The 20,859-nt window shown below is 62.4% G+C and carries 19 protein-coding genes and 1 pseudogene; 3 read left to right on the top strand and 17 right to left on the bottom strand.

Annotated elements, in window-relative coordinates:
• Positions 1 to 101: 101 nt before the first annotated feature.
• The 5 genes and pseudogenes from ABH944_RS08280 to ABH944_RS08300 form a co-directional block, all read right to left on the bottom strand.
• The gene (locus ABH944_RS08280) at positions 102 to 332 is read right to left on the bottom strand and encodes a helix-turn-helix domain-containing protein (RefSeq protein ID WP_404605741.1); all 231 of its coding nucleotides are present in this window, start codon (positions 330 to 332) and stop codon (positions 102 to 104) included.
• The gene (gene epsC / locus ABH944_RS08285; RefSeq protein ID WP_404605739.1) at positions 329 to 1,258 is read right to left on the bottom strand and encodes a serine O-acetyltransferase EpsC; all 930 of its coding nucleotides are present in this window, start codon (positions 1,256 to 1,258) and stop codon (positions 329 to 331) included. Before epsC ends, ABH944_RS08280 begins: the two co-directional genes overlap by 4 nt.
• Before the next feature lie 38 nt (positions 1,259 to 1,296).
• Complete coding sequence (locus tag ABH944_RS08290) at positions 1,297 to 1,773, bottom strand: rhodanese-like domain-containing protein (protein ID WP_404605737.1); 477 nt, start codon at positions 1,771 to 1,773, stop codon at positions 1,297 to 1,299.
• Between the two features lie 252 nt (positions 1,774 to 2,025).
• Positions 2,026 to 2,337 (bottom strand): annotated as a pseudogene (locus tag ABH944_RS08295) (ABC transporter permease subunit); the annotation flags it as partial.
• A 130-nt stretch (positions 2,338 to 2,467) separates the two neighbouring features.
• Positions 2,468 to 3,403: a LysR substrate-binding domain-containing protein gene (locus ABH944_RS08300; RefSeq protein ID WP_404605736.1), complete on the bottom strand. Its 936-nt coding sequence runs from the start codon at positions 3,401 to 3,403 to the stop codon at positions 2,468 to 2,470.
• 98 nt (positions 3,404 to 3,501) lie between these two features.
• Here ABH944_RS08300 and ABH944_RS08305 point away from each other — a divergent pair, with 98 nt between their 5' ends.
• A complete protein-coding gene (locus tag ABH944_RS08305) occupies positions 3,502 to 7,113 on the top strand; it encodes an ABC transporter ATP-binding protein/permease (protein WP_404605734.1) in 3,612 nt (1,203 codons plus the stop codon).
• A gap of 91 nt (positions 7,114 to 7,204) precedes the next feature.
• Here ABH944_RS08305 and ABH944_RS08310 read toward each other — a convergent pair whose 3' ends face one another.
• The gene (locus ABH944_RS08310; RefSeq protein WP_404605733.1) at positions 7,205 to 7,549 is read right to left on the bottom strand and encodes a DUF3088 domain-containing protein; all 345 of its coding nucleotides are present in this window, start codon (positions 7,547 to 7,549) and stop codon (positions 7,205 to 7,207) included.
• Positions 7,550 to 7,608: 59 nt separating this feature from the next.
• Positions 7,609 to 8,826 carry an acyl-CoA dehydrogenase family protein gene (locus ABH944_RS08315; RefSeq protein ID WP_404605732.1) on the bottom strand — a complete coding sequence of 406 codons (1,218 nt, stop codon included), beginning with the start codon at positions 8,824 to 8,826 and terminating at the stop codon, positions 7,609 to 7,611.
• Between the two features lie 287 nt (positions 8,827 to 9,113).
• Here ABH944_RS08315 and ABH944_RS08320 point away from each other — a divergent pair, with 287 nt between their 5' ends.
• Positions 9,114 to 10,343 carry a lipase family protein gene (locus tag ABH944_RS08320; RefSeq protein ID WP_404605730.1) on the top strand — a complete coding sequence of 410 codons (1,230 nt, stop codon included), beginning with the start codon at positions 9,114 to 9,116 and terminating at the stop codon, positions 10,341 to 10,343.
• A gap of 72 nt (positions 10,344 to 10,415) precedes the next feature.
• On the opposite strand, the gene ABH944_RS08325 is transcribed toward ABH944_RS08320, so the two are convergent.
• Both ABH944_RS08325 and ABH944_RS08330 read right to left on the bottom strand, forming a co-directional pair.
• The gene (locus ABH944_RS08325) at positions 10,416 to 11,135 is read right to left on the bottom strand and encodes a GNAT family N-acetyltransferase (RefSeq protein WP_404605728.1); all 720 of its coding nucleotides are present in this window, start codon (positions 11,133 to 11,135) and stop codon (positions 10,416 to 10,418) included.
• A gap of 36 nt (positions 11,136 to 11,171) precedes the next feature.
• Complete coding sequence (locus ABH944_RS08330) at positions 11,172 to 11,465, bottom strand: hypothetical protein (protein ID WP_404605727.1); 294 nt, start codon at positions 11,463 to 11,465, stop codon at positions 11,172 to 11,174.
• Between the two features lie 136 nt (positions 11,466 to 11,601).
• On the opposite strand from ABH944_RS08330, the gene ABH944_RS08335 reads away from it, so the two are divergent.
• Complete coding sequence (locus tag ABH944_RS08335; protein ID WP_404605726.1) at positions 11,602 to 12,579, top strand: GlxA family transcriptional regulator; 978 nt, start codon at positions 11,602 to 11,604, stop codon at positions 12,577 to 12,579.
• A 117-nt stretch (positions 12,580 to 12,696) separates the two neighbouring features.
• Here the strand turns inward: ABH944_RS08335 and proX are convergent, their stop codons facing one another.
• From proX to ABH944_RS08375, 8 genes are all read right to left on the bottom strand, one after another.
• Positions 12,697 to 13,740 (bottom strand): glycine betaine/L-proline ABC transporter substrate-binding protein ProX, encoded by a 1,044-nt coding sequence (gene proX, locus ABH944_RS08340; protein ID WP_404605724.1) that lies wholly within the window; start codon positions 13,738 to 13,740, stop codon positions 12,697 to 12,699.
• 63 nt (positions 13,741 to 13,803) lie between these two features.
• On the bottom strand, positions 13,804 to 14,754 hold the full coding sequence (locus ABH944_RS08345) for an ABC transporter permease (protein ID WP_404605723.1): 951 nt from the start codon (positions 14,752 to 14,754) through the stop codon (positions 13,804 to 13,806).
• Positions 14,744 to 15,928: a quaternary amine ABC transporter ATP-binding protein gene (locus ABH944_RS08350; protein ID WP_404605721.1), complete on the bottom strand. Its 1,185-nt coding sequence runs from the start codon at positions 15,926 to 15,928 to the stop codon at positions 14,744 to 14,746. The genes ABH944_RS08345 and ABH944_RS08350 overlap by 11 nt, the downstream gene beginning before the upstream one ends.
• Entirely contained in the window at positions 15,925 to 16,281 is a 357-nt protein-coding gene (locus tag ABH944_RS08355; protein WP_097267356.1) for an NIPSNAP family protein, read from the bottom strand. Before ABH944_RS08355 ends, ABH944_RS08350 begins: the two co-directional genes overlap by 4 nt.
• A complete protein-coding gene (locus tag ABH944_RS08360; RefSeq protein WP_404605720.1) occupies positions 16,278 to 17,132 on the bottom strand; it encodes an alpha/beta fold hydrolase in 855 nt (284 codons plus the stop codon). Before ABH944_RS08360 ends, ABH944_RS08355 begins: the two co-directional genes overlap by 4 nt.
• Positions 17,133 to 17,135: 3 nt before the next feature.
• The gene (locus tag ABH944_RS08365) at positions 17,136 to 18,236 is read right to left on the bottom strand and encodes an LLM class flavin-dependent oxidoreductase (RefSeq protein ID WP_404605718.1); all 1,101 of its coding nucleotides are present in this window, start codon (positions 18,234 to 18,236) and stop codon (positions 17,136 to 17,138) included.
• A gap of 38 nt (positions 18,237 to 18,274) precedes the next feature.
• On the bottom strand, positions 18,275 to 19,786 hold the full coding sequence (locus ABH944_RS08370) for an aldehyde dehydrogenase (protein ID WP_404606001.1): 1,512 nt from the start codon (positions 19,784 to 19,786) through the stop codon (positions 18,275 to 18,277).
• A gap of 16 nt (positions 19,787 to 19,802) precedes the next feature.
• Positions 19,803 to 20,792, bottom strand: a complete 990-nt coding sequence (locus ABH944_RS08375) for a flavin reductase (protein WP_404605716.1) — start codon at positions 20,790 to 20,792, stop codon at positions 19,803 to 19,805.
• Positions 20,793 to 20,859: the final 67 nt, after the last annotated feature.

Below are 20,859 nucleotides of genomic sequence, written 5' to 3' on the forward strand. Positions count from 1 at the left end.
GTCTATAGATGAAAAACGGGAATGCTTATCAGGAAGCGTGATTATGAAGACCGCAACCGCGGTCATTCAACATGCTATAGACGGCATTTCGGGAAAAATGATCACCCTGGCCCGGTCACCGGCTCGGGTTGCAGTAACTCCGCCATGGGAACGTCGAGCGCGCGGGCGAGTTTATGCACCGTGATGATGGACGCCGTCACGCGGCCGCGTTCGATCTCGCCAATATAGGAACGGTTCAGGCCGGCGTGCTCGGCGAGCTGTTCCTGCGACCACGCCTGCGCCTCGCGTAATTGCCTGACCGCTGCGCCGAAGTTGCGGACGACTTCGGTCATGACACGCTCGCCTCCACGCGCGGTTGCACGCCGTCATTACGCGAGATGGCCTGCGTGACGTTCGCGCCCGGTTCAACGTCGTGGGTGAGCCACACGTTGCCGCCAATCACCGCACCACGGCCGAGCGTGACACGGCCGAGAATCGTGGCGCCCGCATAGATCACCACTTCATCCTCCACAATCGGATGCCGCGCGAGGCCTTTCTCCAGATGGCCCTGCGCATCGCGGGGGAAACGTTTCGCGCCCAGCGTGACAGCCTGATACACACGGACGCGATCGCCAATGACCGTGGTCTCGCCAATCACCACGCCCGTTCCGTGATCGATGAAAAACCCCTTGCCTATGCGGGCGCCCGGATGAATGTCGATGCCGGTTGCACCGTGCGCCAGCTCAGCCACAATGCGCGCCAGCAGGCGTAAGTCGAGCTTGTAAAGCTCGTGCGCGAGCCGGTGATGGATCATGGCCAGAACGCCGGGGTAGCACAGCAACACCTCGTCCACGCTGCCGGCAGCCGGATCGCCGTGATAGGCCGCAAGCACGTCGCTATCAAGGAGCGTGCGGATTTCAGGAAGCCTGGCCGCGAACGAGCGGACTGAGACGCCCGCCCGCGCGGCGATGTTTTCGTCGTCGCGCGCGAGATGACGGTCGCGGTACTGCAATTCGAGTTGCGCCTGGGCAAAAAGACCATGCAAGGCTGAATCCAGTGCATGACCCACGTAGAAGTTTTCGCTCTCCTGGCGCAGGTCGTGCGGTCCGAGCCGCATCGGGAACAGCACGCCCTTCAAGGTCTCCACGATATTGGCCAGCGCCTCTCGTGCCGGTAGTTCGCGCCCGCCGGGTTCGAGCGAGCGCTTCTGCACTTCGCGCCATTGCTGGCGTACCGTCTGGAGCGATTGGACGATGTCGTCGATGTCAAATGCGGCCACAGTCGGAGATCCTTCGGCATCAAGCCATTAGAGTTTGATCAGTCCTGAATCCACGGCAAACCCTGAAAGCGCCAGCCATCCTGCGCGCCTCGCCGCTGCTGCGAATCCAGCCGTCCTTCGAACCCTTCAAGGACGTTGAACACCTGGGTAAAGCCTGCTTTCGCTGCAGCTTCCGCGGCAAGCGCGGAACGATTGCCGCTGCGGCAGAGCAGTAAAACGACCGCGTCCTTGCCGGTCTTTGCTTCCAGCTCCCGGACAAAGCGCGGGTTGCGTGTGAGCGACGTACCCGTTGCCCAGGCCACATGGACGCTACCGGGCACGTAACCCACGAACTTGCGCTCTTCGGCCGTTCTGACATCCACAAGCACCGCCGAGCCCGACTCGAGCAGCGCGAATGCGTCGCTGGGTGAAACCCCGCCCGCGTAAGGCAACTGGTTAGCCGCCGCCGCGGCGCGCGCCGCTTCCAGTACCGCCTGAGATTCGTGAGTTACGCGTTCTTCCAATTCAACTGCCATGACGTCTCCTTGTACTGTCACTTGAAAACCCATCGAGGCAAGACGGTTGTCAGAGGAAATGCAACCGTCTATAGCCATCAATTGACACTATGAAAGAGCGCGCCCGGAAGCTGAACCAATAAAAACGTATTTCTAAAGCAGGCTTTGCCACATCGATAATCGTTTGATGGAAATCGCCCTTGGCTAAGCGCATGCAACCTTCGCGTAATGATTGAAAGCTTAAGGATGCCGAGCGAATGCCGCGGTCTTGCTTTAATCCGGCGACGGGACGACCGCCACGCGAGTTGCCGTGGCCCTTGGCTCAACGCTGCGCGCGCGGCCCAGCAGCAGGCGCGTCGCCAGCGCATCGAGCGGTGTGCACAGGATCAGATAAACGAGCCCCACGAACAGGAAGATCCGCACCGGATAGACCATGAGCCGGCTATTCACCTGGTTGGCAAGAAATGCGAGTTCCGGCACGCCGACTATGTAGGCCAGCGACGTGTCCTTGACGAGCCACACCCACTGGTTGATGAACGACGGAGCCATGATGCGGATGGCCTGCGGCAGCAGTACGTGACGGAACGCTTGTATCGCGATGGTCGCGCCGGCGCGTTTCATCCGCCGAATGCCGACGCCTCGTATGAGGTCATTGGCCAGGCGTATCTCGGCGTGCTCGGCGAGGTGTGATGAAGCGGCCCCTTGGCCGCGCCTGTCAGATTGCCGAGCGCTCGAGCATGAAAGTCTGGAACTGAATCAGTGTGGGATCGGATGAGCGCTCGGGATGCAGGCGAATGACAAACTGCCACGACCCGGGCAGCTCATGCTCGGGGAACAGACGAACCAGCCGCCCGTGAGCAAGATCGAAATCGATCAGCGGTGAGCGGCCCAGTGCAATTCCCTTCCCCGCAATCGCCGCGCCGATGATCGGGTTGAAGCTGCTCAACCGGACCAGGTTCTGGTCCGGCAGTGCGGCGACGCCGAGCAGCGCAAACCACGTTTGCCAGTCTATTTCAGGGCTCGACGTGTGCTCCTCTTGCAGCAGCCGATGTTCCGCCAGTATCTGCGGAGTAGCGATCCGTGGGTCCATCAACAACGGGCTGCACACAGGAAAGACCGTCTCCCGGACCAGCGCCCGGTCGCTCGGATGCGAGTCCGGCATATCGCCTGTCGAGCTTGTCAACGGCACCCGCAGAATCGCGATATCGATTGTGTCATTCTGCCAGTCGGGCTCGTCGTCAAACACCCTCAGGTTCACCGCAATCTCCGGATGGCGCGTCGAAAATTCCACCACGTGAGGCGCAAGCCACAGCGATGAAAATGGCGCATTGGCGGAAACCGTCAGCATGCGGCGACGCTTGCGCCGCCGCATGGTCAGCCGCTCGCAGGCTTCGCCCAACGGAATCAGGCTGGCTTCTATGGCAAGCAGCAATTCCTGCCCCGCGGGCGTGGGTTGCGCGCGGGAAGTGGTACCGCCACGGTGGAGCAACGTTGTACCCAAGGTCGATTCCAGCGCACGCAATTGATGGCTGATGGCGCTCTTGGTCACGTTGAGCTCGTCCGCCGCGCGGCTCAGGCTGCCCAGCCTGGCCACGGCTTCGAACGCCTTCAGGGCGGATAACGGCGGGATGTGCGCAGAGAGTCTTGGCATGATGGGTAAAGTTTATCTCAACCCTGGTTGAGAAAGCATCGCTCGCGCGCAGCACGGGTCCGTGCCACGATGACCCCCTACCTTGAGGAGCCGCCCCGATGTATTTCGATCTTCGCCTTTGGCAACTGACCAAAGGACTACGCGGGCACATGGTGCTTGGCATCATTGTCGGACTGCTGGCCCTGCTGGCCGGGATCGCCCGCTTTGTGTTTCTCGCCCAGTTGCTCGCACAGGTCCTGCGAGGCAACCCGTGGCAATCATGGGTAGCGCCCTCGGTCGCCGTGGCGGCCGCGATCGTGGTGCGCGCGTTGCTGGATCAATGGCGCGCGAGCATCGCCTGCCGCCCCGCGGCGCGTGCCCAGGAAACGCTGCGTGGCGAGCTGTACGACCGTATCGTGGCGCTCGGGCCGGCCTGGTTCGCCGAACAACGCACGGGCGGCGTGATGTTGTCGGTGATCGATGGCGTCGAACAGTTGCAGACCTTCTTTGGACAGTATCTGCCGCAACTGGCCGTGGCCCTCTGCGCGCCGTTCGCCATCTTCGGTTTCATCGCATTCTGGGACCTGCCGGTCGCCGCCGTGCTCCTCGCAGCCGCCCTGGTGGCGCTGTTCGGACCGATCGCCGTACATATGCATGAACGCCGCACCAGCCTTGCGCGCGCCCAGGCATTCAAGGAGTTCGGAGAAACGTTTCTCGACGCGGTCCAGGGACTGCCGACGCTCAAAGCGTTCGGGCAAAGCAGCGTCTGGGGCGAACGCCTCGCCAGGCAGGCACGCGCTGTTTCCGACAACACCTTCTGGGTGCTCGCCGCAGGCCTGCTGACACGCGGTATCGTCGATCTTGGCGCAGCTCTGGGGGCCGCGCTGGCGCTCGTTCTCGGCGCGTGGCGCGTGACCCACGGGGAGATGGGCCTGACCACGCTGCTGATCGTATTGATGGCGGGCACGGAGATTTTCCGGCCGTTGCGCGACCTGCGCAGCGTCTTGCACCAGGGCATGCTCGGGCAGGCCGCGACAGCAGGCATCCGCTCGCTGCTGGAGGCCGACCCGCCCATGCCGGAGGCCGGCACGGACCCGTTGCACGGCTCGGAGGTCTCGCTGGATTTCGACGGCGTGCGGTTTGCCTATGCCGGCGGCCGAGGACTCGCGCACCGTGGGCTGACGTTCTCGGTGGCGGCGGGCGAGCGCGTCGGCATTGTTGGACCGAGCGGTGCAGGCAAGTCGTCTATCGTTCGCCTGCTGCTGCGCCAGTACGATCCTCAGGGCGGGAGTATCCGCATTGCCGGACACGACGTACGTACGCTGGACCCGGACGCGTTGCGCGCGAAAATTGCGGTGGTCGCACAAGACACCATGTTATTCGCGGGGACGGTGGAAGAAAACCTCCGGCTCGGGCGTCCGGACGCGACCCCTGATGAAGTGGAAGCCGCCGCCCGCGCAGCCTACGCTCACGACTTCATCTCGAGCCTGCCTGACGGTTACCAGACCTCTATCGGCGAACGCGGTTTCCAGCTCTCGGGCGGCCAGCGCCAACGGCTCGCCATTGCCCGGGCGCTGCTGCGCGATGCCCCGATCCTGATCCTGGATGAAGCGCTCTCGGCCGTCGATGCGGAAAACGAAGCGCTGATTCAACGGGCGCTGGATCGTCTGATGCAAGGCCGCACCACGCTGATCCTTGCGCACCGTCTTTCGAGCGTGATCTGCGCCGATCGCATCCTGGTGCTGGACGATGGCCTTGTCGCGGAAAATGGTACGCATGACGAACTGATGAAAAGAAACGGGCTCTATCACCGGTTGATGGCGGCGCAAGCAACCCCTCGCAGCGTCTCGGCGCTGCGCTCCGATACGGCGAGCCGTCCGGCCGGTGAGTCCGCCACGGCGCCCCCGACAAAGACCGGGCAAACCGGCGAGACGGAAGAAGAAGCCGTGCAAGGTCTGCGCGAACTCGATGCCGATGCACGAACCCTGGGCTGGAAGGCTACGCTGGGGTCCCTGGTCGCGGCCATTCACCCATGGCGGGTGCGCCTGGCGCTGACCATCCTGTTGGGCGTTGGCCGGGTAACGGCTTTCATCGGCGTAGGGGTGCTGGGTGCATGGCTCGTCTCCGCGCTGCGTGCCGGTAATTCGCATCAGGCGATCGCGGTGTATCTGCTGCTCGTTGCCCCGCTCGCCGCAGTGCTGCACTGGCTTGAATCCTGGCTCGCGCACGACATGGCGTACCGGCTGCTGGCGGATCTCCGAATCCGCTTGTTCGGACAGCTTGATCGTCTCGCGCCGGGCTACCTGCTGCGTCGCCGCTCCGGCGACCTTGTGACGCTGGCGACGCAAGACGTTGAGACCATCGAATATTTCTACGCGCATACGGTCGCCCCGGCGATCGTCGCGGTGCTGGTGCCGGTCGCGGTAATAGCCACTCTCGCCACAGCGGCCTGGCCGCTGGCACTCGGACTGCTGCCCTTCCTGGCGTATGCCATGCTCTCGCCGGTGCGTGGGCGCAACCGTATCGACGTGCTGGGCAGCAAGGCGCGCGAATCGCTCGGCCTGCTCGGCGCGCATATGACAGAGACCATCCAGGGTTTATCCGATCTGCTCGCGTTCCAGGCAACCGGGCGCCGGCGGGATGCGTTCATGGCGCTGGCGCGCGACTACAGCGTGACCCGGCTCGCACTGCTCGCGGATCTCGCCCGGCAAACCGCGCTGCTGGATGTCGCGACCGGCCTCGGTGGATTGACTGTCGCCGTAGTGGGCGCATGTCTGGTGTCGGCCGGGCAGCTTTCCGCGGCCTGGCTGCCTATGCTGATTCTGCTCGCCGTGGCCGCCTTCATGCCGGTGGCCGAGATCGCGCAGGTGGGCAGGCAACTTGCGGATACGATTGCGTCCGCACGGCGGTTAAGGGTCGTGCATGACGAGCCGGTTCGGGTGATCGATGGAGAACGCGACCTGCAACCTTCGCCGGGGGGATCGGAAGTTCGCTTTGAAGACGCTCGCTTCGCTTATGCCGAGCGCGCGCAGCCCGTGTTGAACGGCGTGTCGTTTTGCGTGCGTGCCGGCTCTACCGCGGCGCTTGTGGGGGCGTCAGGCGCCGGCAAGAGCACCATTGCAAATCTGCTGCTGCGCTTCTGGGACCCGGATACAGGTTCGGTGCAGCTGGACGGCGTCGACTTGCGGCGCTTGCGGCTCGACTCGCTGCGCTCACACGTTGCCCTAGTGTCCCAGGACACGTATCTGTTCAACGAAACGCTCGAGGCCAACATTCGCCTCGCGCGGCCCGATGCCAGCGCTGAGGCGCTGCAACTTGCGCTTCAGCAGGCGTCGCTTGCCGACTTCGTGGCCACGCTGCCGGAAGGGCTCGCCACGCGGGTGGGTGAACGTGGTGTGCAGTTGTCGGGCGGCCAGCGTCAGCGGGTTGCCATCGCGCGGGCTTTTCTGAAGGATGCACCGGTACTGGTGCTGGATGAAGCAACGTCGCATCTGGACGCCATCAGCGAAGCGCAGGTACACGCCGCGCTCAAAACCCTCATGGCCAACCGCACGACCCTGATCATCGCGCACCGTCTGGCGACCGTACGCGAGGCCGATCTGATCATCGTGCTGGACCACGGTTCGGTGATTGAAGCCGGACCCCATGCGCAACTGCTCGCGAACAATTCGGTCTATGCCCAACTGGTGAACCGGCAACAGGTCGGCAGCGGCCTGCAACAGTCCGCGTGAGGCGGTACGCGTATATAGCCCCAAGCGCCGCTGATGGGCGCGTGGGGCTATACCGTGCGATGGACGAACGCTGGCGGCCGGACCCCGTTCGTCAATGGACCTTCGGAAAACCGTGGCGTTCGGCGAGCAGATCCAGGATGCGGCGCGTGTCGGTCACGAAGTGCTTGTCGCCGAGCGTCTGTGTGTCCGCTGGCACCGGATGCTCGTCTCCTAGAATCAGCACGGGCAGGCTCTGGTGATTCTCGTCGAGCGCAGCGACAACCGCCTCGCGCGGACGCGCAAACGGCAGACGATGAATGTCGAGGCCCGCGGCCTTCGACGGGTCGCTGGCCAGCAGGCCCTCGATAGGCGCGCCATCCGGGCAGATGAAACGTTCACCAGGATATTTCGGATCGGTGAAGCCCGGTTCCAGCAGCAGTAAAAGGTCTTGGCTCACGATTGAAATCCTCGAAAAGGAGAGATGAATCGAACGATCCGCGGTGCATCGGCGGGTCTTTAGAACACGCGGCCCTCGGTCAGATGCGTGGTATCGCCGTTCAACTGATAACCACCGATTACTCGTGCCTTGTGAAGCAACGGGTTGTGGCTGAAGATCGTGCGCAAGTTGCGCCAGTGCCGATCGAAATTGTGCACACGTGACGTGGCCGATGCGCCGCCCGCTTCGAACAACCGCTCGCCCGCATGCAACGCCAGCTTGCTCACGACCAGCTGTGTCTTGGCTGTGGCCAGTGCGCCCTGCAACACCAGGTCTTCGGCGTTGGCTGCCTGAGCGCGAATGGCGTTGGCCGACCGGTCCAGTACGCGCGCATTCTGGTCGATCAACGCATCGACCGCATGACTGTGAGCCGCGAGGTCCCCCACCACCTGCTGGATGAAATGATCCTCGCGCGCTGATGCCGCCGGGCTGTGAAGCACCGGCCTTCCATGCTTGAGCACGTAGTTTTCGGCATCGGCAAGAATGTTGCGGACAATGCCCGCTGCAACCGCCACGAGGTGCAATTGCCGCAACGCCCCGCCATGCCGCCCGGCCAGGGTCGTATTGCCACGCGACGCGACTTCGCTCGCAAGGACTTGCACGTTGTCGAGAACCAGGCTGCCGCTGGCAGTCATCCGTTGGCCCATGCCGTCCCAGTCATCCAGTATCTGGACACCTTCGCGCGCCACAGGAATGACAGCAACCACGTTGGTGTTGTTTTCGTCCTGCACGTTGATGCGGGCGTAGTCGGAAAACGCCGTCCCGGTCGAATAGTATTTCTTGCCCGTGACGCGGTAGTTGTCGCCATCGCGTCGCAATATCGTGCCGATTTCACCCGGCCGCGATGTACCACGTTCGGTCGACGCGCCGCCGAATATCGCTCCTTCCAGCAAGCGCTGAACCTGCGTGTCGTTGAACGTTGAACGCGGTGACAGCAGCAGCGACTCGGTCAGGTCAAAGTGGATGCGCAATGCATGAGCAACATTCGATTCCTCGGCAGCGAGGGTTGCGATCACATGAAACAAGTCTTGCAGCGAACCGCCCAGGCCGCCCCATTCCACGGGGATTCGCAGCAAGCCAAGGCCCGACTTGCGAAACAGCGCAAATCCATCGAACGGCAATTCGCGCCGCGCCTCGCGCTGCGCGGCATCCTCGCCTATCTCATGAGCCAACGCCGGCAGCGCGGCCAACGCGGCATGCAGTCGCGACGTTGCGGGAAGTTCAGAAGGTGCGTTCATGATTTTTTTAACCCTGCTATTAGCGTCACTGTGACAGCGCAATAATGTAGTCGCGGGCTCTGCACGTCGCTCTATCGATTTCAGCTTTGCATATGCGTCGTTCTGTGAAGACCGGCGTGATGGCCACGCGACCGATGCAAAGACGGGCGATTCGTCGCGGCTCCACCCGCATCTCCACCTGACGTAACGACCTTGAAATAAAATCGGCTACTTCCACCACCATCCTCGATGTCCGGGTGAAACGCTCGATCGGCCGACGCCAAGTCAATAAAAAGGAAAGCTATCTGATGTCCACTGCCAATCTCAGACGACTGTTCATGCTGGCCATTGCGACTGCCATCGGCACATCGGCGGTAGTCGCCGCGCCACTGCCTGTCATAGGCGACGGCGGTGTCCCCGCGTTCTACACCTGGACGGAGAACGTGCCGGCAACGCCCGGACAGATGCTGCGCACCGAGCCGTTGACGCCACAGCAAAGCCTCGCGGAAGCCGGCCAGGATATCCGGATCCTGTACACGTCCACCGACGGTATCGACAACCACACGCCGATCGTCGTGTCCGGTGCACTGTATGTGCCGAAGGGGACGCCACCGCAAGGCGGCTGGCCGTTGATGGCGTGGGCGCACGGCACGGTCGGCAGCGCGGACATCTGCGCGCCATCGTTCGCAGGCCGCAGTCCCCGCGACACGCGCTACCTGAACCACTGGCTCGCGCAGGGCTACGCAATCGTCGCGACTGACTATCAGGGTCTTGGGACACCCGGCCTGCATCCGTACGGACTCACGCGCCCTCTCGCGTACGGCGTTCTCGACAGCATCCGCGCGGTGATGCGTGGCGGCTTCGACCTGTCGGCGCGGGTGGTCATATTCGGGCAGTCGCAAGGAGGTCGCGCGGCGTTCGCGACGGCCGTTTATGCGAAACCGTATGCGCCCGAGCTAAACATTGCCGGCGTGGTCACGACCGGCACGCCGTACGCGGCCGTCCATGAAAGTGCGGATGACGAGGAACGTGCGAACGCACACAAGTCGGTCGTCCCGACCTTCGCGTACGACATGCTGCGGCTCAGCACCGCAACCATGCTCGACCCGTCGTTCGTACCCGCCGACTACCTGAACGACCGCGCCATGCCGGCGTTCGAAACGAGTCAGCGCGAATGTCTGCACGCGATCGAGCAGAAGATTGTTGCGGATGGACTCACGTTCGACGGCAGCTTCAAGCGTTCGCCGATGCCCGCGCTCAATGTAATCAACCGCCAGGCAGCGTATCCCACGCTGAAGTCGGACATCCCGATCTTCGTCGGAACGGGTGGCAAGGATCGCGACGTGTTTGTGCCTGGCCAGGTCGCGCTCGTCACCCATGCATGCAAGGCCGGCGACCGGATCGAATGGCATTTCTATCCGGCGCTTGACCATTCCGGAACCGTCAACGGCTCGCTTCCCGATTCCACCCAGTTTGTCGCAAGGGCATTTGCGGGCGAGCGCATTGACGGCAATTGCGACTCTTTGCCCAAGCCTTAGCGGGACTCCTTCCTCGAAGGACAACCTGTCGCTGACGCGTGATGGCCTCGATTCGCAACAAGGGGTTGCGCATCACGCCGGGCCCGTATCGGCATGCCTGATGCGGGTGAGGAAGAACGTACGCTGCAACTCGAATCCAAGACTCTCGTACAGCCCGATCGCGGATTGGTTGTCACTGAACACGTGCAGGAATGGCGTCTCCCCGCGTTGCTCGATTTCCTTGCGCAAATCATTCACGAGCCGGCCGGCAAGCCCCTTGCCGCGCCAGTCGGGATCCACGCAAACTGCGCTTATCTCAACGTAGCCGTCAAGGCGCATCCGTTCCCCTGCCATCGCAATGAGACGCCCCCGCTCGCGTATTCCGATGTAGTTGCCCATCTCGTGGGTTCGCTTACCGAAAGGACCCGGCTTGGTCTTCTGGACCAGATCCTGCATGTCTCGCGCATCGGCGTTGCTCAGCGAGATCACTTCCCGATCGTCGTCGGGATGGTCCGTGCCTCTGGCTTCGCGGCGGGTAGCAACCATCTGATGAACCACGCCTATGCGCTCCGCTTGCAGAGCTTCGCTTGGAGCGACAGGGTCGCGGCACAGCAACGCTACCTGCTCGTGAGGCAGCAGGAGCCGGTGGAGCGCCTGATAGGCGTCGGGGGTGTCGTGCTCCACGGCCGCAAACGGAGCCACGTCGGGGTGATAGCGGCAGGCAAGCGCATCACCCTGGCCCAGATGCGCCTGCCGGGTTGTCAGGGCCGCCCAGATCGGGCGGTCGAGGCTGGATTGGCTTGAATGGTTCATACGGTTCCCTTTGGACGGCTCCGGTTCCTGCCGCAATCACGCGGCGTTCACCAGCAACCGGAGCGGCATGAGCGGTCCGATTTGCATCAAGTCGAACGTCAGGAGGTTGTCCCGGCCGAGCGGCAACGCCTTCAGAAGCGTGTTGGCCTCATCGACCGAATCCACGTTCATCAAGAAAATAACGCCCTTCGCCTGGTCCCGTAACCAGAATTGCTCCATCTTCCCGTCAAGGTAAAGCTGCAGGGTTGCCGGGACTTCCTTCGGCATATAAGCCCGCTGTTGCTCGGGGGTAAGCGGCTTGAGAGTGCCAATCGCCATTACTTTCATCATGTGCTCCAGTTACAAAGGTTGATCAGGAGATCGTCCGGGCAACGCGGACAGGCTGCGTTCGGCTTGAGCACCACTGTAGACAGGAGCACGCATCCGTACTATTGTCGTAAATGACATTTTTGAGGTCATTTACGACATGCGACTGACAGTTCTCGCCCTCGACGGGGTATTCGACACGGGGCTTTGTGCGGTACTCGACGCCCTCAACACCGCAAAGGAATTGGCCGCCGCCCAGCAGTCCGGCGCCGGCCCGCATTTTGAAATCGATGTAATAGGCATGCGGCGCGACGTGCGCACTGCGCTGGGGCTGCGTGTGCCGGTCAAGCCGGTGAGCGCAATGGAGAGGCCGGACTGGCTGGTCATGCCGGCACTCGGCATCAAGATACCGGAGCAACTGGCGTCGACGTTCGCGCGGCGCGACGTGATCGACGCAATGGCATTGCTCCGTCAAAGTCACGCAGACGGAGTGAAGATCGCGGCCGCCTGCAAGGCGACTTTCGTGCTGGCGGAATCGGGTCTGCTCAATGGTCAGGAAGCCACCACGACGTGGTGGCTGGCGCCGCTGTTTCGTCAGCGTTACCCGGAGGTGCAACTGGACAGCGCCCGCATGCTGGTGCCGTCGGGCGACTTCACCACCGCGGGCGCCGCAATGGGGCACCTCGATCTCGCTCTTTGGCTGCTGAATCAGGCGAGCCCGGATCTGGCGTCGGTTGTTGCAAGCTATCTGCTGGTGGACGCGCGGCCTTCGCAAGCGCCCTACATGATTCCGGATCATCTCGCGCGTGCAGATCCGCTTGTCGAGCGCTTCGAGCGCTGGGCAAGAGGCCGGCTCGCCGAGGGTTTTTCGCTTGACGCGGCTGCGGACGCCCTCGCAACCGGTACCCGAACACTGCAGCGCCGCATTGAAGCCGTGCTTGGAAAATCCCCGTTGTCTTACTTCCAGGATCTGCGCGTCGAGCGAGCCGTTCATCTGCTTCGCACGAGCCGCCTCGATATCGAAGCGATTGCCACAGAGGTCGGCTATGCCGACGGAGCGACGTTGCGCGCACTGTTGCGCCGACGCCTTGGACGCGGAGTGCGCGAGTTACGCGGAGAAAAGGCAAACCACATTTGAAAGCCTGCTGTCCGGGGAATGTCGGCATCTGGCAGACCACGCCGGCGCAATTGCAATCGAGAAAGTCGGGCGTACCCGACCGCCGAAGCAAACCGCCGTCCTTCGGTTTGCAGCGCGCTAGCGGACCTTGCTTGCCGCCGCAACCCACTGCTCAAATTGCGGCTTGTTGCCCGCAAGCCAATCATCGGCCAGCTTCGTGATCTGCGTGGTCGAACCGCCGTTCTTGCTGATTGCATATTCCCACTGCGACCACGTTGCGACAGGGAATTTGACCTCTTCGATCAGCGTCTTGATCGCTGGATTGGCGGCGATAAACTCCTTGTTCGCTACAGTATTGAAGTTCCATGACGACATCGCCATGCGGCACGGATCAGCACCGCCGGCACAGCCCTCCACGCCTTTCACCAGCGCCGTGCCCTTGTTGGGCACGTTGGGCGGCAGGGCATCCGCGGGCGTAGGCAGCCATACCACGTCCTTCCCCGGAACCAGTGCGTTGGTTGCCCAGGACGGGCTCCAGGCGTAGAAAAGCGCGGGTTTGCCGTTCTTCACGCGCGTCACCGCATCGACCATCAATGCCTCGTATTTACCGCGCACGGCATGAACGGTTTGCTTGAGTCCAAACTTGTCCAACTGGTAATCCACCACGTCGCCGCAACTCCAGCCCGGATCGCAACTGATCAGCTCCGCCTTGCCGTCGCTGCCGAAAAGCCCCGCTATCCTGGGGTCTTTCAGTTGCTCCAGACTGGTGATGTTGTATGCAAGCGCCGTCTTCCTGTCGATGACATAGCCGTTGATGCCACCACCCACGATCATGCCGTTGCCAACCACTTCCGTCTGTTTTTCAACGGCTCTAAAACCTGGTTCGCGCTGAGGGAAATTCACATCGGTCGCCAGATCCGAGTCACCCTGCGCCGCAGCCTGAAAGAACAGCGTGGTGTTGATCGTGCTCACCTTCACGTCATAGCCCAGCGCCTTCATTGCTTTCATCACGATCTGTGCCGCGACATAGTTCCCGCCGAGACTGTCACCCTGCGCGTAGCGAATCGTCTTGCCGTCGCCGGGTAGTGCCGGCGCAGCGGCAACCACGCTCGCCGATGCCAGCCCGGCAATGGCGACGGCGAGCGCAACGAGTGCGCTTGCTGCCCGAACAAATGCTCTCATCAATGCTCCTCTTTCATGGTTTAAAAACCAGCTCATTCTTTCGTGCGCCCTTTTCGACCATCCTCACAGCGCCTTTTCAGCATCGTGGGCTGTGTCTGCCGTCACGCTCCTGGAAATCCGTCCACCCCGGATGAACCTCGCCAGCACCGGCAGAAGCGCGCTCCGGGTTCCACCCTTCGACTGGGCCAGCTTCTGCGTGATGCGATCGAGCATCATTGCGAGCAGGACGATGGCGATACCGCCTATGGCCGCCTGACCGACATCAAGACGTCCCAGCCCTTGAAGCACGACCAGCCCGAGACCCTCCGCACCGATCATCGCGATCACGACCGACATGACCATGGCGGTAAGCACGGTCTGGTTGAGACCGCCAAGGATCGTCGGGATGGCCAACGGCAACTGAACCTCCCAGAGAAGCTGGCGCTTGTCCGCTCCGAAAGCGAGACCCGCCTCCACGATCTCGTGGTCGACCATGCGAATTCCGAGGTGGGTGAAGCGGATGAGCGGCGGCATGGCCGTGATGACGACCGCGACCTCGCCCGGCACCGTGCCCACGCCGAAGAGCATCACCACGGGCACGAGATACACGAACGTCGGCGTAGTCTGCATGATGTCCAGCACCGGACGCACGATCCGCCAGACCCGTTCACTGCGTGCACACCAGACTCCGATCGGAATGCCGATCACCGCGCAGAACACGATCGCCGTAGCGATCAGCGAAAGCGTTGTGATGGCTTGATCCCAGACGCCCAGCATCGCGATAACGATCAGTCCAACCAGGGTAAACGCAGCGACCCCGAGACTCGCCAACCGCCACGCGAGCAGGAACATCAACAACAGCATGAGCGGGAACGGGATGGCGTGAAGCACGCTGTCGTTGAAATTCAACAGCCGTTCAACGGGCCATTTGATGAGCAGAAAGAACGGCCGCAAGTTGAGCGCGATCCATTGCACACCGTGCTGGATCCAGTCGCCGACCGGCAGGCCCGCGAGATCATCGGCTTTAATTAACATGATGTGCTCCCGCGGCGCCCGGAGCGCCAATGCCGGCAAGAATCTGCCCGGCTTCCAGACGGCCTATCAGCCGGCCGGCGTCGTCTGTCACGCCGATTGGTCCGCCCGCGCGGTAACGGCTGGCGACATCGACGAGCTTGGTGTGGGCGGGCACGCAGGTGAAGCGCGTGTCCGGCTGCGGCATCGCGCCGCCGCGCGCCAGTTCGATCCCGGACGCCGTCACGGTGCCGAGGATGCGCTCATCGGCGTCGAGCATGAAACCCGGTCCCGGTTCGCCGGAAGCGTCGCCGAGGACAATCCCGTTCGGGCTGCGCAGGATGGTCACGAGCGAGGTCATCACCGACCCTGCATCGAACAGCCTTCCCCGATCGACTTCGCGGGTGAAGGCAGCGACGTAATCGCTGCCGGGTTCAAGCACGATGGACTGCGGCGTGCCTTCGCGCACGAGCCGCCCCTCCGACATGATGGCGATGCGCGAGCCAAGCTTGAGCGCCTCCTGGAAATCGTGCGTGATGAACAGGATGGTTTTGCTTAACGTGCGCTGCAGGCGCAGCAACTCGTCCTGCATCTCGGTGCGGATAAGCGGGTCCAGCGCGCTGAACGCTTCGTCCATGATGAGGATGTCGGCGTCGGTCGCGAGCGCACGCGCCAGACCCACGCGTTGACGCATCCCCCCGCTCAGTTCATGCGGCAGGTTGTAGGCCCAGCGAGCGAGGCCGACAACGCTCAGTACCTCTTCGGCGCGCTTGCGCCGTTCACCGGCCGACATGCCGCGCAGCTTCAATCCGAACTCGACGTTTTCAATCACACGTCGGTTAGGCAGCAACGCGAAATGCTGGAAGACCATGGAGATGCGATTGCGCCGCACGTCGCGCAAACCGGCTTCGTCGAGCGTGCAGATGTCTTCGTTATCAAGCAGGATCTTTCCGGCGCTCGGTTCGTTGAGGCGGTTGATGCAGCGTGCAAGCGTGGACTTGCCCGAACCCGACAGTCCCATGATCATGTACATCGAACCCGACGGCACGCTCAAGGAAACCTCGTCGAGCCCGACGACCTGGCCCAGCGTCTCCAGCACCTCCGACTTGTTTTTCCCGGCCTTCAGCATCGCCAGTGCTCTCTCCGGCTTGTCCGTGAACACCTTGTACAAGTGCTCGATCTTCAAGCGCTCGGTCATAGCCTCTTCTCCTCTTGAGAGCCTGCGGAACGGGACAGATGCAGCAACGGTGAAAAGTCCGTCGGCACGAGAATCCTGTTTTCCGCCTGCTCGATGTTCTCTGACAGCTTGGGCAGGAAAGCCTGCCATCTGGGATCGTCCGCCAGTTGCTGACGGCGGCGCGCCCGGTCCTGAAGGTCTGCGTAAGCCCACAGATGCGTCACCTGGCTCAATGGACCAATATCCGTTGTGAAATATCCCACGAGGCCACCCAGGATCGGCTGCTGGATCGCCAGCCCCTCTTCCCGCACAAGTTGAAGATATCGGCCCATGCGGCCGTTCCTGATCCGGTAGATCCGTTCTTCGACAATCATCTGCCCGCCTCCTCACGCATCTCATCATCCTCCGCCAGAAAGCGCCGCAAAAGCGTCGCGACGAGATCCGGTGCCTCGATCAGGATCGAGTGCCGCAGGCCGGGCAGGATCTCGAGTTGCGAGCCGGGAATGCGCTGGTGCATGAAGTGCGCCATGCGCGGATTGGAGCCCTGGTCCTCCTCTCCGGTGGCGATCAGGGTCGGTACGTTGATCTGGTCGATGAGTCCGCCGAAGTCCGTTTGCGCCAGCACGCGGTAAGCCGACGCGTAGCAATCCGGATCGTTCTCGGCATTGCGCTGCCGCATGCGCGCGACCAGCTCGGGATGACGCTGCTGAAACCCTTCGGTAAGCCAGCGCGACACCGACGCATCGTAGTGCGAGCCCCGGTCGCCGGCTTGCAGTGCAGCAAGCCGCGCTGCGACCAGCTCACGCTCCTCGGGCGTACGGCCCGCGACAGTCGCCAGTAACACGAGCTTCCTCAGGCGCGGCGCATGCGTGAGCGCCAGCCGCTGCGCAATCAGGCCACCGAGCGAGAAGCCGGCGAGGTCGAATTTGTCAAAGCCTGCATGGTCAGCGAGAGCCAGCACGTCCCCGACGAAATCATCGATCTCATAGCGGCCCTTGACCATCGATGAGCGTCCGTGACCCCGCAGATCCAGTGTCAGGATGCGGAAGGTGCCGTCGAGTTTTGCTGCGACGCCCTCCCACGCCTCGAGGCTCGAACCCACGCCGTGAATACAGACCAGCGAGCGCGAACCCTCACCCTGGAGCCGATAATTCAGCACCACGCCACGGCCGCTGAACGTCCGGTCACCGGGCGTTTGCGTCGTTGAAGTCCTGGCGGCGTCCATGGCTCAGTACCCCGCGGCCGCGACGCTTGGCTCGCCGCGCGAAGCCCTTTCATGGGCGGTATCGCGGGCAGCAAAATGCGGCATCACTTCGTCAATGAAGAGGCGCAGCGTCTTGACCTGCAGTTCGAACGGCAGATTGAACGAGAGGCCCAGGCAGTATTGATCGACACCCTGATCTTCGTAAATCTGCAGCTTCCGGATCACTTCGTCCGGCGTGCCGAACATCAGGTTGTCGCGAATATTGGCGGGGTCGTAGTTGGCACGATTGGCCACCGTCTCGTAAGGCACGGGCTCGGGGAAACCGTCCTTCACCGTGCCGATGTTCTGCATCAGGTTTTCAAAGGTGCGGCCATAATCCACGCTGTGGCGCACAGCGGTTTCCCAGTCATCAGGGCGGTCGTAGACACAGGTGCGCCGCTGCATCATGAAACGCGGGCGCGGGTGTTCAGGATGATCGGCCACCGCCTTGCGGAACTTCTCGCCCAGCACCGCGACTTCGGCAGGCGGCGCGGACAGCGGGGTAGACAAGATGTTCGCGCCAATACCCACCGCCCAGTCGAAACTGCCCGGGTCGCGCGTGGCGACCCAGATGGGCGGATGAGGTTGCTGCAATGGCTTGGGCACGGAGGTCGCAAGCGGAAACTTCCAGTAGTGGCCGTCATGAGCATAGTCGCCTGCCCAGAGTTTCTGCACGGCCGGTACAAGCTCCTTCATATACCCTACGCCCTCCTGCTGAGGAATGCCGCCGGCCATGCGATCGAATTCGTACTGGTACGCGCCGCGCGCAATCCCGAATTCGAGGCGTCCGCCGGTCAGGTGGTCGCACATGGCCGCTTCGCCTGCGAGCCGGATCGGCGACCAGTACGGGGCAACCAGCGTCGCCGTTCCGAGCCGGATCCGCTGCGTGTGCTGGGACAACCACGTGAGGATAGTGAACGGATTAGGCGAAACGGTGCATTCGATGGTGTGATGCTCGGCAGTCCAGAGCGTCTCGAAACCGCCTTCATCGGCGATGCGAGCCAGCGCCAGCATATTGGACATGGCGTCCGACATCAAATCGGCCGGCGAAAACCGCTCCATGCTGATTGAGATGGCAAATTTCATAATGAGTCTCTCTATTGGATTTTTTGCAAGCGGTTGGCTTAGCGCAGACGAATGACGAACGGATCCTGCATGGCGCCCGAGTAGTCGATCACGACGTTCTTCAGGCGCGAGAACTCACGCATCACTTCGAAGCCGCCGCGACGGCCGTAACCGCTTCGCTTGGTACCGCCGTTAGCGGACATGTAAGCCGCCGAGCGATAGGTGTTGACCCAGACCGTGCCCGCCTCCATGTCGCGCGCAAAGCGCAGCGCGCGGTCGATGTTCTGCGTCCAGATGCCCGCGGCCAGACCATATTCGGTATCGTTGGCGAGCGCGATGAGTTCCTCTTCCGTGTTGAACGGAACCACGCCCACGACCGGCCCGAAAATCTCCTCCTGCATGAAGCGCATCTCGTTGCGAGCCTGCGTCATCACGGTGGGTTCGAAGTACCAGCCACGCGCCAAGGCCGAATCTTTTGGCTGGCCCCCGCCGACCGCGATCTTCGCGCCTTCATGTACACCGGAGGCTACGTAGCCCACTACTTTGTCGAGCTGGCTCGCAAGGGCGAGCGGGCCTATGTCCGTGTCGTCGGCCATCGGGTGTCCGACCTTCACTCGCTTCGTACGCTCCACCAGCGCCTCCACAAACCGCTCATACACACTTGCTTCCACAAAGCATCTCGACCCCGCCACACAGGTTTGTCCAGCCGCCGCGAAGATGCCCGATACAACACCATTCACCGCGCGTTCCACGTCGACATCCGAGAACACCACATGCGGCGACTTGCCGCCGAGTTCCATCTGGCAGGGGACAAGATTTTCGGCCGCATTGCCGGCAATCTTGCGGCCGGTCACCGTGCTGCCGGTGAAAACAAATTTGGCGATGCCGGGATGGCGCGTGAGTGCGTCGCCCGTGGTTGCACCGTCACCGGTGACCACGTTGAACACGCCCGGCGGAAAGCCCGCCTCAATCGCCAGCTCAGCGAGCGCGAGCGTCGAAGCCGTTGCATGCTCGGAGGGTTTCACGACGACCGTATTGCCTATCGCGAGACACGGCGCGAGCGTACCCGTGAGCATCATCAGCGGCGAATTCCACGGGATGATCATGCCCACCACGCCTATCGGTTCACGCAAATTGAAGTTCAGCGTGTCGAGCTTGTTGACCGGAATCGTGTCGCCCTGAAGCTTGTCGGCCATTCCGGCAAAGTAGAGATACGAGTCGGGGATAGCCCGCATCTGCGCACGCATTTCCTTGATGAGCTTGCCGTTGTCGCGGCATTCGATCAGCGCCAGTTCATCCGCGTTGGCGAGGACAAGATCGGCAAGACGGCGCACCAGTTTGCCGCGATCGGTCTGCGTGATCCGGCGCCACGCCGGGTTCTTCAATGCGGCTTGCGCGGAACGCACGGCCGCGTCCACGTCCTCGGCATTCGCCTGCGCAAACTCATACCAGGCCTGCGCTGTCGTGGGGTCATAACTGGATACATACTGGCCGCTGCGTGGAGGCGTGAACTCTCCATGGATGAACAGATTCTGTCTCGATCCCTGCAAGCTTTCGACTGTCGTTTTCATCATGTCCTTTCCAGATTCAAGGTTGCGAATGCTGCAAATGCTGCATGTGCGGCTGCGCTGCGCTCACCATCGCGACGCGGCCGCCATCGTGTGAATCCATGTAAATGCCGAACCGTCCGCCCGCGCTCTCGGTCACATAACGCCGCAGCATTCCGCGTATTTCCGTCGTCGGAATGTCGTCGTACGGAAGCTGATCGAGCGGGAAGAAGCGGAAGTTTTCGGGGATTTCGCAAGCCGCGCGCGGCAGCGCCAGCCGCGCGCGATAGATCAGGTAGCCGGAGTCGCTGCCGGCTGCGTCGAAGACGGAATAGAGGAAGGTGTCGTCCGGCAGCAATTCCAGGTCGTCTCCTCCCGCAATAGGAAGCCGGCCATTGACGAGCCGGTGGGGTGCGCTGGGCAGCGTCCAGCCGTTCTTGCCGTCGCTTGCCAGCAGCAGCGATCCTTCGGCCTCGATGAGATAACCGACGATCATGTTGTGCGATGAGAGCCAGCCCGGCGGCAACGGATTCTTGACTTGCGCGTAGCGGCCACGGCAAAAACCCAGCGGCGCGGAGGGACTGGTTCCAAAGGCCTGGACCCGGCCGATGAGGATCGTGTGGTCCCCTGCATCGACCCGGTCATGGACCGTGCAGTCGAACCAGGTCAGGCATTCCGTCAGCACCGGAGCGCCGGTATGGACGCCGTCATGGCTGACGGCAGCGAATTTGTCGGCGGATTTGGAAGCGAACAGATTGGAGACGTCGGTCTGCGCTTCGTGCAGCAGATTGACAGCGAAGTGATCGGTATCCTGAAAGACAGGAAAACTCGAAGCGCCCTTTCCTACGCATACGAGGAGAAGCGGCGGATCGAGCGACACCGACGTGAACGAGTTTGCCGTCATGCCGCGCGGACGGCCTTCCGAGTCGCGGGTGGTAATGACCGTCACCCCCGTCACGAAGGTGCCGAACGCTCGGCGCAAGGCCACCGGATCAACGGCGACAGGTTTGTCTGAAACTTCGGCTTGCATGGTCTTCACCTCGAACGTCGTTACGTTGAGGCCTAAGTTAAGCCATGCAAAAAAAGGTTTCTTCCGC

The organism is Caballeronia udeis, assembly GCF_044909315.1.
GTDB classification, from domain to species: domain Bacteria; phylum Pseudomonadota; class Gammaproteobacteria; order Burkholderiales; family Burkholderiaceae; genus Caballeronia; species Caballeronia udeis_A.

Coding starts and splice junctions, on each gene's coding strand:
- ABH944_RS08325 (WP_404605728.1), bottom strand. CDS start 11,135: ATGAACCATTCAAGCCAATCCAGCCTCGACCGCCCGATCTGGGCGGCC.
- ABH944_RS08290 (WP_404605737.1), bottom strand. CDS start 1,773: ATGGCAGTTGAATTGGAAGAACGCGTAACTCACGAATCTCAGGCGGTA.
- ABH944_RS08280 (WP_404605741.1), bottom strand. CDS start 332: ATGACCGAAGTCGTCCGCAACTTCGGCGCAGCGGTCAGGCAATTACGC.
- proX (WP_404605724.1), bottom strand. CDS start 13,740: ATGAGAGCATTTGTTCGGGCAGCAAGCGCACTCGTTGCGCTCGCCGTC.
- ABH944_RS08320 (WP_404605730.1), top strand. CDS start 9,114: ATGTCCACTGCCAATCTCAGACGACTGTTCATGCTGGCCATTGCGACT.
- ABH944_RS08360 (WP_404605720.1), bottom strand. CDS start 17,132: ATGGACGCCGCCAGGACTTCAACGACGCAAACGCCCGGTGACCGGACG.
- ABH944_RS08335 (WP_404605726.1), top strand. CDS start 11,602: ATGCGACTGACAGTTCTCGCCCTCGACGGGGTATTCGACACGGGGCTT.
- ABH944_RS08305 (WP_404605734.1), top strand. CDS start 3,502: ATGTATTTCGATCTTCGCCTTTGGCAACTGACCAAAGGACTACGCGGG.
- ABH944_RS08330 (WP_404605727.1), bottom strand. CDS start 11,465: ATGATGAAAGTAATGGCGATTGGCACTCTCAAGCCGCTTACCCCCGAG.
- ABH944_RS08315 (WP_404605732.1), bottom strand. CDS start 8,826: ATGAACGCACCTTCTGAACTTCCCGCAACGTCGCGACTGCATGCCGCG.
- ABH944_RS08345 (WP_404605723.1), bottom strand. CDS start 14,754: ATGTTAATTAAAGCCGATGATCTCGCGGGCCTGCCGGTCGGCGACTGG.
- ABH944_RS08300 (WP_404605736.1), bottom strand. CDS start 3,403: ATGCCAAGACTCTCTGCGCACATCCCGCCGTTATCCGCCCTGAAGGCG.
- ABH944_RS08365 (WP_404605718.1), bottom strand. CDS start 18,236: ATGAAATTTGCCATCTCAATCAGCATGGAGCGGTTTTCGCCGGCCGAT.
- ABH944_RS08350 (WP_404605721.1), bottom strand. CDS start 15,928: ATGACCGAGCGCTTGAAGATCGAGCACTTGTACAAGGTGTTCACGGAC.
- ABH944_RS08375 (WP_404605716.1), bottom strand. CDS start 20,792: ATGCAAGCCGAAGTTTCAGACAAACCTGTCGCCGTTGATCCGGTGGCC.
- ABH944_RS08355 (WP_097267356.1), bottom strand. CDS start 16,281: ATGATTGTCGAAGAACGGATCTACCGGATCAGGAACGGCCGCATGGGC.
- ABH944_RS08370 (WP_404606001.1), bottom strand. CDS start 19,786: ATGAAAACGACAGTCGAAAGCTTGCAGGGATCGAGACAGAATCTGTTC.